The sequence below is a fragment of the Achromobacter sp. MFA1 R4 genome (genome assembly GCF_900156745.1).
GTDB lineage: Bacteria > Pseudomonadota > Gammaproteobacteria > Burkholderiales > Burkholderiaceae_B > Achromobacter.
In genome coordinates, this window is sequence record NZ_LT707065.1 from 5,276,582 (window position 1) to 5,294,097 (window position 17,516).

The 17,516-nt window shown below is 70.5% G+C and carries 7 protein-coding genes; all 7 read left to right on the forward strand.

The window, feature by feature from the left end; all coding sequences use genetic code 11:
* Nucleotides 1–4: 4 nt before the first annotated feature.
* The 7 genes from BXA00_RS24210 to treY are packed head-to-tail and all read left to right on the forward strand — an operon-like array spanning nt 5 to nt 17,451.
* Nucleotides 5–3,226: an alpha-1,4-glucan--maltose-1-phosphate maltosyltransferase gene (locus BXA00_RS24210; RefSeq protein WP_076520924.1), complete on the forward strand. Its 3,222-nt coding sequence runs from the start codon at nt 5–7 to the stop codon at nt 3,224–3,226.
* A complete protein-coding gene (treS, locus tag BXA00_RS24215) occupies nt 3,223–6,600 on the forward strand; it encodes a maltose alpha-D-glucosyltransferase (RefSeq protein ID WP_369825583.1) in 3,378 nt (1,125 codons plus the stop codon). Before BXA00_RS24210 ends, treS begins: the two co-directional genes overlap by 4 nt.
* Nucleotides 6,597–8,795, forward strand: coding sequence for a 1,4-alpha-glucan branching protein GlgB (gene glgB / locus BXA00_RS24220; RefSeq protein WP_076520925.1), 2,199 nt, complete (start codon nt 6,597–6,599; stop codon nt 8,793–8,795). The genes treS and glgB overlap by 4 nt, the downstream gene beginning before the upstream one ends.
* A gap of 4 nt (nt 8,796–8,799) precedes the next feature.
* Nucleotides 8,800–10,911, forward strand: a complete 2,112-nt coding sequence (gene glgX, locus BXA00_RS24225) for a glycogen debranching protein GlgX (RefSeq protein ID WP_076522104.1) — start codon at nt 8,800–8,802, stop codon at nt 10,909–10,911.
* Complete coding sequence (gene treZ / locus BXA00_RS24230) at nt 10,908–12,698, forward strand: malto-oligosyltrehalose trehalohydrolase (protein ID WP_076520926.1); 1,791 nt, start codon at nt 10,908–10,910, stop codon at nt 12,696–12,698. Before glgX ends, treZ begins: the two co-directional genes overlap by 4 nt.
* Nucleotides 12,695–14,827 (forward strand): 4-alpha-glucanotransferase, encoded by a 2,133-nt coding sequence (malQ, locus tag BXA00_RS24235; protein WP_076520927.1) that lies wholly within the window; start codon nt 12,695–12,697, stop codon nt 14,825–14,827. Before treZ ends, malQ begins: the two co-directional genes overlap by 4 nt.
* The gene (gene treY, locus BXA00_RS24240; RefSeq protein ID WP_076520928.1) at nt 14,824–17,451 is read left to right on the forward strand and encodes a malto-oligosyltrehalose synthase; all 2,628 of its coding nucleotides are present in this window, start codon (nt 14,824–14,826) and stop codon (nt 17,449–17,451) included. The genes malQ and treY overlap by 4 nt, the downstream gene beginning before the upstream one ends.
* Nucleotides 17,452–17,516: the final 65 nt, after the last annotated feature.

Sequence of the window (17,516 nt, forward strand, 5' to 3'; positions counted from 1 at the left end):
CCCGGTGCCCCATCCCACCGTCCCCGCGCCCTCCCGCGCACCCACACGCATCTACCACGCCCGCCAAGGCCTGGATGGCGCACACGCCGCCATCCAGGCCTTGTGCAAGCGGCTTGCGCAGCGCGGCTTCAACGCCGTCCTGCTGCCGGCGCCCTGGTTGACAGGGACGGAACCGGGAACGCAAGCCGCGCCCCTCCCTGGCCCCCGGGCCGCGCAGGACGCCGACAAGACACGGGTCGACAGCGACGAGACACCCATCACGCAATGGTTCACACAAGTGTCGGCGCAGTTGGCCGAACACGGCCTGGCCCTGTATGTGGACGTGGTCCTGGACCGCAGCGCGCGCGACGCCGTGGAAACCACCGCCGCGCCGGGCTGGTACCGCTCGCTACATGAGGAGCCGGCGCGCGATCCGCGCGTCAGCGTCGAAGAGCGCGGCGTCATGCATCTGCCCGACGGCCCGCTGCCCCCCGGTTTCCTGGCGTCCTGGACCGAACGGCTGCTTGCCTGGACCGCCAGCGGCGTCAAGGGCCTGGTCTTTCAGGCGCCCCACCGCCTGCCCGCGCCGGCCTGGCGCGAGCTGGGGGCCGCGCTGCGCGCGCAGCACCCCGACGTGCGCCTGCTGGCCTGGACGCCCGGCCTGCCGGCGGAAAGCCTGGCGAGCCTGCGCGACGCGGCGTTCGACGCCGCGTTCTCGTCCCTGCCGTGGTGGGACTTCAAGTCCTCCTGGCTGGCCGAGGAGGATGCACGCCTGCGCGCCATCGGCGAGGTGGTTGCCGCGCCGCCGCACGCGGGCGCCCTGCGGCCGTCGGAAGACGGCAGGCGCGCGCTGTGGAGCGCCGCCGTGACGGGCGACGGACTCATGCTGTCCGACGAGGACGAGCGCCGCCTGCCGGACGTGGAGGCCGCGAATCGCTGGTTCGCCGACTCGCGGTTGCGCGGTCCGCTGCGCATGCTGGGCGGACGCGACGGAAGCTGCACCGCGCTGCTGCGCGACGCGGGCGACGGCGCGACGCTCGCGCTCGCGATCAACCCGTCCGACACCGGCGAGGCCGCCATGGACTGGGATGCGCTGGCGCCGCTGCTGCCCCCCGCGGACGTCGTCCCCTTCACCCCGCCGGCGGGCTTGCAGGCGCAGGCCCGGGCGCTGGAAGCCGGCGAGTGCGCCATGCTGTCGTTCCAGTCCACCGAGCCGGTCCGCGAGGCCGTGCGCCACCACCGCACCCGCGCCGACGATCTGGCGACGCAACGCATCGCGCTGGAAAACATCAGCCCGGCGGTCGATGGCGGCGTTTACCCAGTCAAGAGCATTCCGCATGCGCGCATCGTGGTGCAGGCGGATATTTTCATGGACGGCCACGACCAGCTTGCGGCCGAAGTGCGCTGGCGCGCCAAGGACGAGGCGCGCTGGCACAGCGTGCCCATGACCCGCGGCATGAACGACCGCTGGGAGGCAGACTTCCGGCCCCGCCGCGTCGGCGCCCACGAGTTCGTCGTCGCGGCCTGGTTCGACGCCTGGCGCACGTTCTGCCACGACATCGAGGTCAAACACCAGGCGGGCCGCGACCTGAGCCTGGAGATACACGAAGGACTGGCGCTGCTGCGCGATGCGCAGGCGCGCGCGCAGGCCGGAACGCCGCCGGGCGCAGATGCCGGGCCGGTGCACGATGCGCTGGCCGCATTCGCGCACGCCGATCTGGCGCATCCTGAACCGCCCACCCCGGAACAGGTGGCGCTGCTGCTCGATCCGGCGCTGGCGCGGGCGATGCGCGAGCTGGACGACCGCCCTTTCGAAGCCGTGACCGCCATCGCCTACCCCGTCTGGGTGGACCGCAGCCAGGCCGTCCATTCGGCCTGGTACGAGCTCTTTCCCCGGTCGCAGGCCGCCGAGCCCGGCCGGCACGGCACGTTCGCCGACGTGATCGCCCGCCTGCCCGACGTGCGCGAGATGGGCTTTGACGTGCTGTACCTGCCGCCCATCCATCCGATCGGGCTGCGCAACCGCAAAGGCCGCAACAACAGCCTGCGCGCCGAGCCCGGCGACGTGGGCAGCCCCTACGCGATCGGGGCGCAGAGCGGCGGCCACGACGCCATCGAGCCGCAACTGGGCACCTTGGCCGATTTTCTCGACCTGGTCGAGGCGGCGGCGCGGCATGGCATGGAGCTGGCGCTGGACTTTGCCATCCAATGCTCGCCGGACCACCCCTGGCTGGCGCAGCATCCGGATTGGTTCTCGTGGCGGCCGGACGGGTCGCTGCGCTACGCCGAGAACCCGCCCAAAAAGTACGAGGACATCGTCAACGTCGCGTTCTATGGCGGCCAGAACCGCCGCGCGCGCAAGCTGGGCCTGTGGCGCGCGCTGCGCGACATCGTGCTTTTCTGGGTCAGGCATGGCGTGCGCATCTTCCGCGTCGACAACCCGCACACCAAGCCGCTGCCCTTCTGGCAGTGGCTGATCGGCGAAGTGCACGCGCAGCATCCGGACGTCATTTTCCTGTCCGAAGCCTTTACGCGCCCGAAGATGATGTACCGGCTGGCGAAGATCGGCTTCACGCAGTCGTACACGTACTTCACCTGGCGCAATGAAAAGGCCGAGCTGGAGGAGTACCTGGAGGAAATCTCGTCGCCGCCCGCGGCGGACTTCTTCCGTCCGCACTTTTTCGTGAATACGCCGGACATCAACCCGTTCTTCCTGCAGACCTCGGGGCGGCCGGGCTTTCTGATCCGCGCGGCCCTCGCGGCGCTGGGTTCGGGCCTGTGGGGCATGTACAGCGGCTTTGAACTGTGCGAAGGCGCGCCGCTGCCGGGCAAGGAAGAGTACCTGGACTCCGAGAAGTACGAGCTGCGCCAGCGCGACTGGCACGCGCCCGGCAACATCCGGGCCGAGATCACGCGCCTGAACCAGATTCGCCACGCCAATCCCGCGCTGCAGACCCATCGCGGGCTGACGCTCACCACCAGCGGCAACGACCGCGTGCTGGCGTTCTACAAGTCCACGCCGGGCCATGGGAATGTCGTGCTGGCGGTGATCAGCCTGGATCCGTTCCAGACGCAGCCGGCGCGCGTCGAGGCGCCCTTTTGGCTGTTCGGCCAGGCCGACGCCGGACCGCTGATCGCCGAAGACCTGCTCACCGAAGGCCGCGAGACCTGGCACGAGAAGCACCGCGCCGTCACGCTGACCCCCGACCAACCCTATCGCGTGTGGCGGCTTTCGCTGCATGGATGACGCCCGCGCCCATAGCCATGATGAGTAAAACCCAACCCCTTCAGGACGATCTGCTCTGGTACAAGGACGCGGTCATCTACCAGTTGCACGTCAAGTCCTTCTTTGACTCGAACGGCGACGGGGTCGGCGACCTGCCGGGCCTGATCTCCAAGCTGGACTACATCGCCAGCCTGGGCGTCAACACGATCTGGCTGCTGCCCTTCTACCCGTCGCCGCGGCGCGACGACGGGTACGACATCGCCGATTACCGCGGCGTGCATCCGGACTACGGCACCGTCGCCGACGTGCGCAAGCTGATCCGCGCGGCGCACGCGCGCGGCCTGCGCATCATCACCGAGCTGGTCGTCAACCACACGTCGGACCAGCATCCCTGGTTCCAGCGCGCGCGGGCCGCCAAGCCCGGGTCGGCGGCGCGTAATTTCTATGTCTGGTCGGACAACGACAAAGCCTACGCCGGCACGCGCATCATTTTCTGCGATACCGAGAAGTCCAACTGGACCTGGGATCCGGTGGCCAACGCCTATTTCTGGCATCGCTTCTATTCGCACCAGCCCGATCTGAACTACGACAATCCGCAGGTGCTCAAGGAAGTGCTGTCGGTGATGCGCTACTGGCTGGACATGGGCGTGGACGGGCTGCGCCTGGACGCCGTGCCGTATCTGGTCGAGCGCGAGGGCACCAACAACGAGAACCTGCCCGAGACGCACCAGGTCCTCAAGCAGATCCGCGCCGTGATCGAAGCCGAGTACCCGGGCCGCCTGCTGCTGGCCGAGGCCAATCAATGGCCCGAGGACGCGCAGGAGTATTTCGGCGCCGGGGACGAGTGCCACATGTCCTTTCACTTTCCGCTGATGCCGCGCATGTACATGGCGATCGCGCAGGAAGACCGCTTCCCGATCACCGACATCATCCGCCAGACGCCCGATATCCCGCCCACCTGCCAATGGGCGATCTTCCTGCGCAATCACGACGAATTGACGCTGGAAATGGTGACGAGCCGCGAACGCGATTACCTGTGGAACGTCTATGCCGCCGAGCCGCGCGCCCGCATCAATCTGGGCATCCGGCGCCGGCTGGCGCCGCTGCTGGAACGGGACCGCCGCCGCGTCGAGCTCATGAACAGCCTGCTGCTGTCCATGCCCGGCACGCCGGTGCTGTATTACGGCGATGAGCTGGGCATGGGCGACAACGTGCACCTGGGCGACCGTGACGGCGTGCGCACCCCCATGCAATGGTCGCCGGACCGCAATGGCGGCTTTTCGCGGGCCGACCCCGAGCGCCTGCCGCTGCCGGTGCTGATGGGGCCGCTCTATGGCTACGAGGCGGTCAACGTGGAGGCGCAGCAGCGCGATCCGCATTCGCTGCTGAACTGGACCCGGCGCCTGCTGGCCCAGCGCGGCCAGAGCCATGCTTTCGGCCGCGGCACGCTGCAGTTCATTTTTGCCGGCAACCGCAAGATCCTGGCCTACCTGCGGCAATGGGAAGACACGACCATCCTGTGCGTGGCCAACCTGTCCAATGCCGCGCAGCCCGTGGAACTCCCCATGCAGGAGTTCGCGGGCCGGGTGCCGGTGGAGATGCTGGGCGGCACGCCCTTTCCGGCGATCGGCGAATTGCCCTACCTGCTGACGCTGCCGCCCTATGGCTTTTACTGGATGGACCTGAGCCAGGACGCCGCGCCGCCCGGTTGGCACACCACCGCGCCGGCCCAGATGCCCGAACTGGTGACGCTGGTGCTCAAGGCGCGCGGCGGCGCGGCGCTGACCGACGCGTCGCGCGCCACGCTGGAACGCGAGATCCTGCCGCAGTACCTGGCGCGCCAGCGCTGGTATCCGGGTTCCGAACCGCCCAAGCGCGCGCGGCTGGCCTACGCCACCCCGTTCGAGTCGGCCGACGGCGAATACTACTGGGCCGAGATCGAACCCGAGGACGGCGTGACCGGCATGCGGGCGCAGGCGCCCTTCGTGCTGGTCTGGGACGAAACCGCCGTCATCCAGTACGCCATCGCCCGCGTGCGCCGCGGCGCCGAGGTCGGCGTGCTGGCCGACGCCTTCCTGCAGCCCGGATTCGTGCTCAGCACGCTCAAGGCCATGCAGGCCGGCGCGGAGCTGGACGGCCGCAGCACCGGCAAGCCCGGCGACAAGCCGGGCGTCATCCGCTTCCTGCCGGAAGCGGGCCTGAAGGAGCTGGACTTCGAGGGCGACGTCGCGCTGCAGTGGCTGTCGGGCGAGCAGTCCAACAGTTCGGTCATCGTGGGCAACGAAGTCATCCTGAAGCTCATCCGCAGCGTGCAGCCGGGCGTGTCGCCCGAAGCGGAAATGACCCGCTACCTGACGCGCGCGGGTTACGGCAACATTCCTCCCCTGCTGGGCGAAGTGCAGCGCGTGGACGCGGACGGCGTCGTGCACACCCTGGCCGTCGCCCATGGCTACGTGCCCAACGAAGGCGACGCCTGGAGCTGGACGCTGGACTACCTGAAGCGCACGCTGGCCAACGCGCTGCTGGTGGGCAACACGCCCGAGGAATTCGAGGAAAGCCTGCAGGGCTATGCCGTCATGGCCACCACCATCGGCGAACGCCTGGGACAGATGCACGCGCTGCTGGCCGCGCCCACGGACGATGCGAACTTCCAGTCGCGCCCGGCCAGCAAAGAGGACCTGCAGGCGCGCACCGAACACGTGCGCGGCCTGCTCGATCGCGCCGAAAAGCACCTGCGCGCCAGCCTGGACAAGCTTGAGGAACCGTCCCGCGCCTGCGCCGAATGGTTCTTCGAACACCACGCGCGCCTGGCGGCGCGGGTGGGCGCCATGGCGCAGGCCGAGGCGGACTCGCCCTGGGTGCGCATCCACGGCGACTTCCATCTGGGCCAGGTGCTGGTCGCGCAGACCGATGCCTACCTGATCGATTTCGAGGGAGAACCGATCAGCAGCCTGGAGACGCGCCGCGCGCTGGCCTCGCCCTACAAGGACGTGGCCGGCATGCTGCGCTCGTTCGACTACGCGGCGGCGTCGATTGCGCGTACCGACCTGATCGGCGGCGCACACCTGGACGCCAATGCCGGCGCCGACGAGAGTCCCGCCCCGACGGTCGCGCCCGCCGAACAGCGCGACGCGCTGCTGGCGCGCTTTCGCCACCAGGCCTCGGACGCTTTCCTGCAAGGCTACCGAGGCGCGCGCGGGGCGGGCCTGGACGCGGCCGGGGACAAGGAACATGCCCTGCTCGCCCTGGCGCAGCTGGAGAAGGCCGCCTATGAAGTCAGCTACGAGGCGGCCCACCGGCCCGACTGGATCTCCATCCCGCTGTGCGCCCTGACCGAACTGGCGCGCAGCATCCTGCTGTCCGCCGCCATCGACGCCGAAGGAAAGACCCAATGAGCGGACCCTACGCTGCCCCCGCCGCCGACCACGACGGCCACATCGACGCGCAGGAGTTGACTGCCCTGGCTCACGGGCTGCACGACAATCCCTTTGGCCTGCTGGGACCGCACGACGGATGGGTCCGCGTCTTCGTGCCGGGCGCCCAGGCCGTCGAGGTGCTGGACGAAGACGACGCCCGCACGCCCCTGCGCGAACAGGGCCAGGGCCTGTATGCGGGCCCCGCGCCTTACGCCCGGCCCGGCGATGGCGCCTCGTACCGCCTGGCGATCCGCTGGCCCGCGGCCGAACAGGTCACCGCCGACCCCTACGCGTTCGGCCCGCTCATCGACGAAGCCACGCTGCAGCGGCTGGCGCAGGGTTCCTGGCGCGATGCCGGGGACACGCTGGGCGCGCATCTGGTGGAAGTGGACGGGGTGAACGGCCTGCGCTGCGCGGTCTGGGCGCCGAACGCCCGGCGCGTCGCGGTGGTCGGCGACTTCAACGGCTGGGATGCGCGGCGCCACGGCATGCGCCTGCGCCATGCGGCAGGCGTGTGGGAAATCTTCATCCCCGGCGTCCAGCCCGGCGACCGCTACAAGTTCGCCATCACCGACCGCTCGGGCAACGCCTTCATGAAGGCCGATCCGATGGCGCGGCGCTGCGAACTGGCGCCCGCCACCGCCTCGGTCGTGGACGATCCCGCGCCCTACGCGTGGAGCGACGACGCCTGGATGCGCGAACGCGCCGCGCGCCAGTCGCCCGCCGCGCCCGTGTCGATCTACGAGGTGCATGTGGGGTCGTGGGCGGCCTGCGACGCGGACCCCTGCGTGTGGGACCAGATGGCCGACAAACTGCCCGCCTACGCACGCGCCATGGGCTTCACGCACCTGGAGCTGATGCCCATCATGGAGCATCCCTTCGGCGGCTCGTGGGGTTACCAGCCGCTCGGCATGTTCGCGCCGACCGCGCGCTACGGGCCGCCCGAGGCGTTCGCCCGCTTCGTGGACCGCTGCCACGCCGCCGGCATCGGGGTCATCCTGGACTGGGTGCCCGCGCATTTTCCGGACGATGCGCACGGGCTGGCCGCCTTCGACGGGACCTCGCTGTACGAGTACGAGGACCCGCGCGAAGGCTATCACCCCGACTGGCACACCATGGTCTACAACCTGGGCCGCAACGAAGTGAAGGCGTTCATGATCGCCAGCGCCATCCATTGGCTGCGGCGTTTTCACATTGACGGATTGCGCGTGGACGCCGTGGCGTCGATGCTTTACCGCGACTACAGCCGCCAGCCGGGCGAATGGATCCCCAACCGCTACGGCGGCCGCGAAAACCTGGAGGCGGTGCAGTTCCTGCAGGAACTGAACGACACCGTGCGCGCCGAGGCGCCGGACGCCATCATGGTGGCCGAGGAATCCACCGCCTGGCCCGGCGTGACCGCGCCCGTGTCCGAGGGCGGCCTGGGCTTTCACTACAAATGGAACATGGGCTGGATGCACGACACCCTGCGCTACCTGGCGCATGACCCCATCCATCGCCGCCACCATCACCACGACATCACCTTCGGGATGGTGTATGCGTACAGCGAGCGCTTCATCCTGCCGCTCTCGCACGACGAAGTCGTGCACGGCAAGGGTTCGCTGCTGGGCAAGATGCCGGGCGACGCGCCTGCCCGGCTGGCCAATCTGCGCGCTTATCTGGGGTTCATGTGGGCGCATCCCGGCAAGAAGCTGCTCTTCATGGGCGGAGAACTCGCCCAGCCCGCCGAATGGAACCACGATGCCACGCTGGACTGGAACCTGCTCGACCATCCCGGCCACCTGGGGATGCAGCGCCTGGTGGCCGACCTGAACCGGCTCTACCGCGACGTCCCGGCCCTGCACGCGCTGGATGCGGACCCCGCGGGGTTTGCCTGGACGATCATGGACGACCAGGACAACAGCGTGGTCGCCTTCATCCGCACGGACGGCCAGCGGCCCGTGCTGGCGGTGTCGAACTTCACGCCGGTTGCCCGGCACGACTACCGCATCGGCGTCCCGCGCGCCGGACGGTGGACAGAGCTGCTGAACACCGATGCATCCCACTACGGCGGTTCCGGCCTGGGCAACCAGGGCGGGGCCACCACCGGCGACATGGCTGCCCATGGGCAGCCCCAGGCCCTGTCGCTCACCCTGCCGCCCCTGGCGACCCTCTACCTGATGCATGAAGGCTGAATCCATGGACCCGTCCCAACTGACACGTATCACCGCCGGACAACCCTACCCGCTGGGGGCCACCAGCGATGGCCTGGGCGTGAATTTCGCCGTCTTCTCCGCGCACGCCACGCGGATGGAGCTGTGCCTGTTCGACCCCAAGGGCCGCAAAGAACTGCGCCGCTTCGACCTGCCCGAATGCACGGACGAGATCTGGCATGGCTATCTGCCGGACGCGGAGCCCGGCCTGCTGTACGGCTACCGCGCCCATGGTCCCTACGATCCCCACAACGGGCATCGCTTCAATCCGAACAAGCTGCTCCTGGACCCCTACGCCCGCCAGTTGAGCGGACCGCTGCATTGGAGCAACGCGCTGTTCGGCTACCGCATGAACCATTCGCGGCTGGACCTGAGCTTTGACCGCCGCGACAGCGCGCCCGCCATGCCCAAGGCGATCGTGGCCGACGCCACCCCGTTCAACTGGGGCAACCACGACGCGCCCGAGACCTCCTGGAACGACACCACGATCTACGAGGTCCACCTGCGCGGCGTTTCCATGCAGCGCGAGGACCTGCGCCAGCCGCTGCGCGGCACCTGCGCGGCCCTGGCCGACCCGCGCTTCATCGAGCATCTGCAGCGGCTGGGCGTGACCGCCGTGGAACTGCTGCCGGTCTACGCCTTCCTGCAGGACCACTTCCTGACCGAGCGCGGGCTGCGCAACTACTGGGGCTATAGCACCCTGTCCTACTTCGCGCCCGAGCCGACCTACCTGATGCAGCACCCCAACGAGCTGCGCCAGGCAGTACGCCGCCTGCACGCGGCCGGCATCGAAGTGATCCTGGACGTGGTCTACAACCACACCTGCGAAGGCAACGAGATGGGGCCCACCCTGTCCTGGCGCGGTCTGGACAACGCCAGCTACTACCGCCTGATGCCGGGCGAAGAGCGCTACTACATCAACGACACCGGCTGCGGCAACACGGTGAACATGTCGCACCCGCGCGTGCTGCAGATGGTGACCGACTCGCTGCGCTACTGGGCCACTTCTTACGGCGTGGACGGATTCCGTTTCGACCTGGGCGTGACGCTGGGGCGCGAAGGCAATGGCTACGATCCCGGCTCGGGCTTCTTCGACGTGATCCTGCAGGACCCGGTGCTGTCCCGGCTGAAACTCATCTCGGAGCCCTGGGATATCGGGCCCGACGGCTACCAGCTTGGCAACCACCCGCCCGGGTTCGCGGAATGGAACGACAAGTTTCGCGACACCACGCGCCGCTTCTGGCGCGGGGATGAAGGCATGCGGGGCGACATGGCGGCCCGGCTGTGCGGCTCGCGCGACATCTTCGACCGCCGCCACCGCCGTCCCTGGTCCAGCGTCAATTACGTCGCGTCGCACGACGGCTTCACGCTGGCGGACATCGTCAGCTACGACAACCGCCACAACGAGGCCAACGGCGAAGACGGCAACGACGGCCATTCCGAGAACTTCAGCCACAACTGGGGCGCGGAAGGCCCCACCGACGACCCGCAGATCCTGGAGACGCGCGGCCGGGTGCAGCGCGCGCTGCTTGGCTCGGTGATGCTGTCGGACGGCACGCCGATGCTGCTGGCCGGCGACGAATTCGGCAACAGCCAGGACGGCAACAACAATGCCTACTGCCAGGACAACGCCACGTCCTGGCTGGACTGGACGCAGGCGCAGAGCGACGCCGGGCGCGCGCTCAGCCGCTACGTCGGGCGCCTGACCGCCCTGCGCCGCGCGCATCCCAGCGTGCGCATCGCCCGCTACGGCGACGCCGGCCAGGAGATGCTGCCGGGCATACCGGCCATCTCGTGGTTCGACGCCGCCGGCGCGCAACTGGACGGGCCCGCCTGGGAATCGGAACAGGAGCGCGTGATGGGCCTGCGCCGCGCCGCGCAGCGGCCCGAAGGCGGGGTCGACGTGACCCTGCTGCTGATGAATCCCACGCACGAACCCGTGGACTTCACCCTGCCGGAGCCTGCTCTGCCGTGGTCGCTGGAACTGGACTCGGACCAGCCGGCGGCGCCCCGGCCATGGGACGATGCGACCGTGACGGTCGCGCCGCACAGCCTGGTCCTGATGTCCCAGCGCGAGGAACCGGGAGACGCGACATGACGCACGCCTATTCTTTCGGAGCGGTGCCGCTGGACAGCGGCGTGACGCGCTTTCGGTTGTGGGCGCCCAGCGCCCCGGCCGGCCTGGCCCTCGAAGTCGAGGGGCATCCGCCCATCCCGATGCGTCCCGGCCCGGACGGCTACGCGCAGGCGGACGTGGATTGTCCGCCGGGCGCGCGCTACCGCTACCGGCTGGACGCGGACACGGTGGTCCCGGACCCCGCCTCGCGCCTGCAGGACGGCGACGTGCATGGCGACAGCATCGTCGTGGCGCCCGGCGCGTACCCGTGGCGCCATCCGGAATGGACCGGCCGGCCCTGGGAAGAAACCGTCATCTACGAGGTGCATGCGGGCCTGGCGGGCGGCTATGCGGGTCTGGCCGCCCGGCTGCCGGCGCTGGCCGCGATGGGCGTCACCATGCTGGAACTCATGCCCATCGCCGATTTTCCGGGCGAACGCAACTGGGGCTATGACGGCGTGCTGCCCTATGCGCCCGACACGGCCTACGGCACGCCCGACGAATTGAAGCAGCTGATCGACCAGGCCCATGGCCTGGGCATGGGCGTGATGCTGGACGTGGTCTACAACCACTTCGGCCCGGACGGCAATTACCTGTCGGCCTACGCCGCGCCGTTCTTTCGGACCGACATCGACACGCCCTGGGGCGCCGCCATCGACTTCCGCCAGGAAGCGGTCAGCGCCTTCTTCAAGGAAAACGCGCTGTACTGGCTGACGGAATACCGCTTCGACGGCCTGCGCCTGGACGCCGTGCATGCAATCGCGGGGCACGAATGGCTGCACGAGCTGGCCCGTTTCGTGCGCGACGGGGTCTCGGCCGAACGCCACGTGCACCTGGTGGTCGAGAACGACGACAACCGCGCCAGCCTGCTGCGGGGCGACTTCGAGGCGCAGTGGAACGACGATGCCCACCACGTCCTGCACCATTTGCTGACCGGCGAATCGCGCGGCTATTACGCCGACTACGCCGAGGCGCCCGCCCAGGCGCTGGCCCGCTGCCTGGCCGAAGGCTGGCTGTACCAGGGACAGCCCTCGACCTATCGCGGGGGCCAGTTGCGGGGCGAGCCCAGCGCCGACCTGCCGCCGACCGCCTTCGTGCTGTTCCTGCAGAACCACGACCAGACCGGCAACCGCGCGCGCGGCGAACGGCTGACCGCCCTGGTCGACCATCCCGACCGCCTGCGCGCGGCGGTGGCGCTGCAGCTGCTGGCCCCGCAGATTCCCTTGATCTTCATGGGCGAAGAACGCGGCTCGCGCACCCCCTTCCTGTACTTCACCAGCCATGGCGATCCGGCGCTGGCTCAGGCGGTGCGCGAAGGCAGGCAGCGCGAGTTCTCCGCGTTTCCCGAATTCGCGGGCGATACGCCCGCCGCGCAGGTGCCGGACCCGAACGCCGTGGACACCTACCGCGCCAGCGACCCGTGGCAAGCGGACGAGGCTGACGCCCAGGAGTGGCTGCGCGACTACACCGCGTTGCTGCAGTTGCGCGCTCGGCTGATCACGCCCCGGCTGGCGGGCGCGGTCAGCCTGGGCGCCGCCGCGGTGGGCGACCGTAGCGCCTATGCGCGATGGGAACTGGCCGACGGCGCCCGTCTCACGGTCTACACCAATCTCGGGCCCCATCCGCAGGCGGTGGCGCCCGCGCTGATGCCCGGCCCGGACGTGCAATCCACGCTGCTGTTCGAATCGCTCGCCGGCGGGCGCGCGCGGCTCGAACAGGGCGAGCTGTGCCCGGACTGCACCGTATGGCTGCTGGAGGAGCGGGCATGAAGCGCGGCGCCGCCAACGCCAGCACCGACGCCGATGGCCTGTCCGCGCTGGCCGCCGAGGCGGGCATCGCGGAACACTGGTCGGACGCCCGCCAGCGCCCCCAGCGCGTGGCGCCCGACACGCTGCGCGCCCTGCTGGCGGCGATGGACCTGCCGGCCGCCACGGCGCGCGACATCCAGGAGAGCCGCCAGCGCCTGGCGGTGCAATCCGGCGACGCCCTGCCCCCCATGATCGTCACGCGCTGCGGTACCGAAACCGCGCTGCCCGGGGCCGCACGCGGTCCTTACCGCATCCTGTGCGAATCGGGCCGCGTCATCGAAGGCATGATCCAAAAGGGCCGCGATGGCGCGCCCTGCCTCGTCGCGCCCGACGAGCCCGGCTACCACCGCCTTGTCCTGCTCTCCGCGCAGGCCACGCTGGCGGTCGCGCCGTTGCAGGCCCCCAGCCTGGCGGACCTGACCGGCGAGAGCCGTCCGCGCTGCTGGGGACTGGCCGCCCAGGTGTACAGCCTGCGCCAGGAGGCCGACGCGTCCCTGCCGCGCACGCATGGTTTCGGCGATTTCGGCGCGCTGCGCGAGCTGGCGGTGGCCGCGGCCCGTCAAGGCGCGGACATGCTGGCCATCAGCCCGGTCCACGCCATGTTTACGGCGCAGCCGGAGCGGTCCAGCCCGTATTCGCCGTCCAACCGCCTGTTCCTGAACGTGCTGTACGCCGCGCCCGCGTCGGTGCTGGGCCCGGACGCCATGGCGCGCGCGCTGGGCGGCACCGGACGGGCAGAACTGAGCGCGCTGGACGGCCTGGATCTCATCGACTGGCCGGCCGCGGCCGCCGTGCGGCTGCGGGCGCTGCGCGCCCTGCATGCGGACTTCGCCAGCCACGGCGAGGCCAGCCTGCGCACGCGCTACGCGCAGTTCTGCGCCGACCGCGGCCAGACCTTGCGCGACCATGCGGTGTTCGAGGCGCTGCACGCCGCGCAGCGCAAGCCGGACGGCACGATCCCGCCCTGGCAAGCCTGGCCCGCGGCGCTGCGCGACCCGGCCTCGGCGCAGGTCGCGCGCTTCGCGCAGGACCATGCGCTGGAGGTGGACTTCCACCAGTTTGCGCAGTGGCTCGCGGCGGAAAGCCTGGCCTTGGCGCACGACGCGGGCCGCGAAGCCGGGATGCGGCTGGGCCTGCTCGCCGATCTGGCGGTGGGCGCCAGCCCCGACGGCAGCCACGCATGGAGCCGGCAGGCCGACCTGATGGGCCGCATGTCGGTGGGCGCGCCGCCCGACATCTACAACCCGCTGGGACAGAACTGGGGGCTCACGGCGTTTTCCCCGCGCGCGCTGCACACCCAGGGCTATGCCGCCTTCATCGACATGCTGCGCGCCGTGCTGGCGCACACCGGCGGCGTGCGCATCGACCACATCCTGGGCATGGCCCGCCTGTGGCTGGTGCCCGAAGGCGCCTCGCCCGCCGACGGCGCCTACCTGCGCTACCCGCTGCAGGAGCTGCTTGCGCTGACCGCGCTGGAGGCCTGGCGCCACCGGGCCTGCGCCATCGGCGAGAACCTGGGCACCGTGCCCGAGGGCTTTGACCAGCGGCTGGAAGACAACGGCGTGCTCGGCATGAACGTCCTGTGGTTCATGCGTCAGGCCCCCGACGCCCAACCCGGCCCGGATGCCCCGGACGGCTTCACCGCCCCCGCCGACTGGCCCGCGCACGCCGTCGCCATGACCACGACGCACGACCTGCCGACCCTGCGCGGCTGGTGGGAAGAGCGCGACATCGACTGGCGCGTCAAGCTGGACCTGCTGGGCGCCGACGATGACGAGCAGCAACTGCGCGCCGGCCGCGCGGCAGACCGTGAACTGCTCGCCCGCACCGCGGACCCGGACGCCGGCAGCCTGCCCACGCAGGCGCCGATTCCCGCGCTGCTGCGCTTCGTGTCTTCCAGCCCGTGCCCGCTGCTGCTGGTGCCGATGGAGGACATCGTGGGCATGCTGGACCAGCCCAACCTGCCCGGCACCATCGACACCCATCCCAATTGGCGCCAGCGCTTGCCCCTGAGCATCCGCGCCATCTTTGCCGACCCCGCCACGCAGGCCCGCCTGGATGCCGCGCGCGACGGAAGGAGAAAACCGTGAGCACACCGCAAGCCACCGCCCGGCTGCAACTGCATGCCGGCTTCACGCTCGACGACGCGTGCGCCCAGGTGGACTACTACGCGGACCTGGGGGTCAGCCATCTGTACCTGTCGCCCATCACCCGCGCGCGAGAAGGCTCCACCCACGGCTATGACGTCATCGACCACGCCGTCGTCAGTCCGGAACTGGGCGGCGAGCCCGCCCTGCTTCGCCTGGCCAGCGCCGCGCGGGCGCGGGGGCTGGGCCTGGTGGCCGACATCGTCCCCAACCACATGGCGGCGAACCCCGCCAACGCATGGTGGCGCGACGTGCTGGCCCAGGGCCCCGCCAGCGCGTGGTCGGCGTATTTCGATATCGACTGGCATCCGCCCGCGCCGGCCCTGCGCAACAAGGTCCTGCTGCCCGTGCTCGGCGAGCCGTACGGCGTGTCGCTGGAACACGGCGCCATCACGCCGCAATGGGACGACGACGCGCCCGCGCCCGAACTGGAGGTGCATGGACAGCGCTATCCCCTGACGCCGTCCTCCGTGCCGCGCGGCGCCGAGCGCCAGGCCTGGCTGCGCGAACACGACCCCGCGCAACCGGCCGGGCGCCAGCACCTGCACGCGCTGCTGGAACGCCAGCACTATCGCCTGGCCTGGTGGCGCACGGCGCCGGACCAGATCAACTGGCGGCGTTTTTTCGAAATCAGCGAACTGGTCGGCGTGCGCGTCGAGGACGAGGCGGTCTTCGACGCCGTGCACGCGCTGGTGCTGCGCCTGGTTGCGCAAGGCGTGCTGGACGGCCTGCGGATCGACCACATCGACGGGCTGGCCTCGCCGGGCGGCTACCTGCGCCGCCTGTCGGCCCGCCTTGCCGACGCCGGCGCCAGCCGGCCGGCGGCGCTGCGCCCAGACCAGCCGTACCTGGTGGTGGAAAAGATCCTGGGGCCTGACGAAGTGCTGGATCCGCGCTGGCTCACGGATGGCACCACGGGCTACGACTTCATGGACCAGGTGGGCGCCTTGCTGCACGCGCCGCAGGCCGCCGAGCCGCTGCGCGCCTTCTGGCGCGCCCTGACCGACGACGGGCGCGAGCCCGGCGAACAGCTACGCGCGGCGCGCGTGCGCATGCTGGCGCGCCATTTCCCGGCGGAGCGGCAGGCGCTGGTGCGTTGCCTGGAGCAGCTTGCCGCGCGGGACCTGCGCACGCGCGACCTCACCGCCACCGCCATCGACCGCGCGCTGAGCGCGCTGCTGGCCGCCTTTCCCGTTTACCGCACCTACGCCGAGGATGCGGGCCGCTCGCCCGCGGACGCCCACTGGCGCGCCGTCGCGGTCCGCGGCGCCGCGACGGCGCTGGCCGCGCGCGAGGGGTCTGCCGACGCGGCGCTGCTGGCTCAGCTTGCCCAGTGGCTGGACGGCGACGCGTCCGACCCCACGGTGCTGCGCCGCTTCCAGCAACTGACGCCGCCCCTGGCCGCCAAGGCGCTGGAGGACACGCTGTTCTACCGCTATGGCCCGCTGCTGTCGCGCAACGAGGTGGGCGCATCGCCGGACCGCTTTGGGCTGTCGGCCGAAGACTTCTACGACGCCTGCGCCACCCGCGCGCGCACCCATCCGCGCGCCATGCTGGCCACCGCCACGCACGACCACAAGCGGGGCGAGGACACGCGCGCCCGGCTTGCCGTGCTGTCGGAGATGCCCGACCGCTGGCTGGAGCTGGCCGGCGGCTGGATCGACGCGCTGCCGGGCGGCATCACGCGGGCCGACCGCTACATGCTGGTCCAGACCCTGATCGGGGCCTGGCCGCCCGCCTGGGGCGCGGACCCGTCCGGCTGGGCGCCCGATGCCTTGCAAGCCTGGCTGGACCGCATCGCGCAGTGGCAGGAAAAGGCCCTGCGCGAAGCCAAGCTGCACACCAGTTGGACCGATCAGGATCCGGCCTACGAGGCCGCGGCCAAGGAATGCCTGACCTGGCTGGGCCAGGATGCCGAGGGGCGCCGGGTGCTCGCCGGCATCGCCGGCTTCGCGCTGGAACTGGCGCCGGCCGGCATGGTGAATAGCTTCACCCAGACCCTGCTGCGCAATACCCTGCCCGGCGTGCCGGACCTGTACCAGGGAACGGACCTGTGGGATTTCAGCCTGGTCGATCCGGACAACCGGCGGCCGGTCGACTACGCCCTGCGCGCCGCGCTGCTGGCCGAGGCCTCGCGGGAAGCGGTGATGGACCTGGCGGCCCCGGCCTGGCAGTCGGGCGCCGTCAAGCAGGCACTGATCCACCGGCTGCTGCTGGCCCGACAGCGGACCCCCGCGCCGTTCACCGGCGGGGTGTTCCTGCACCTGCGGGGCGAAGGCAGCCAGGCCGGGCATGTGCTGGCCTTCCTGCGCCAGCACGAAGGCCAGACGGCGTTGATCGTGGGATCCCGGCTGTGCGCCCTGCGGGTCCAGGGCTATGCCCGGGGCGAGGCCGAGCAGGCGCGGGCATTCTGGGGCGACACGGCGCTGCGCCTGCCCGAGGGCGGGCCGCGCCTGTCGTTGCACGATGCCCTGACAGGTCGCCGTATCCGGGCGGCCACGGGGGACGTGTTGCCGCTGGCGGAAGTGCTGCGCGACGGGCCTGCCGCGCTGTGCCTGTCGGCGTAGGCGGGACGAGGATTCACTCGTCCTGGTTCCGGATTTCAGGATTTCCGGATTTCAGGATTTCCGGA

Excerpts from the sequence above, each read along its gene's own strand:
- treS (WP_369825583.1), top strand. The coding sequence starts at position 3,223 with ATGACGCCCGCGCCCATAGCCATGATGAGTAAAACCCAACCCCTTCAG.
- glgB (WP_076520925.1), top strand. The coding sequence starts at position 6,597 with ATGAGCGGACCCTACGCTGCCCCCGCCGCCGACCACGACGGCCACATC.
- glgX (WP_076522104.1), top strand. The coding sequence starts at position 8,800 with ATGGACCCGTCCCAACTGACACGTATCACCGCCGGACAACCCTACCCG.
- treZ (WP_076520926.1), top strand. The coding sequence starts at position 10,908 with ATGACGCACGCCTATTCTTTCGGAGCGGTGCCGCTGGACAGCGGCGTG.
- malQ (WP_076520927.1), top strand. The coding sequence starts at position 12,695 with ATGAAGCGCGGCGCCGCCAACGCCAGCACCGACGCCGATGGCCTGTCC.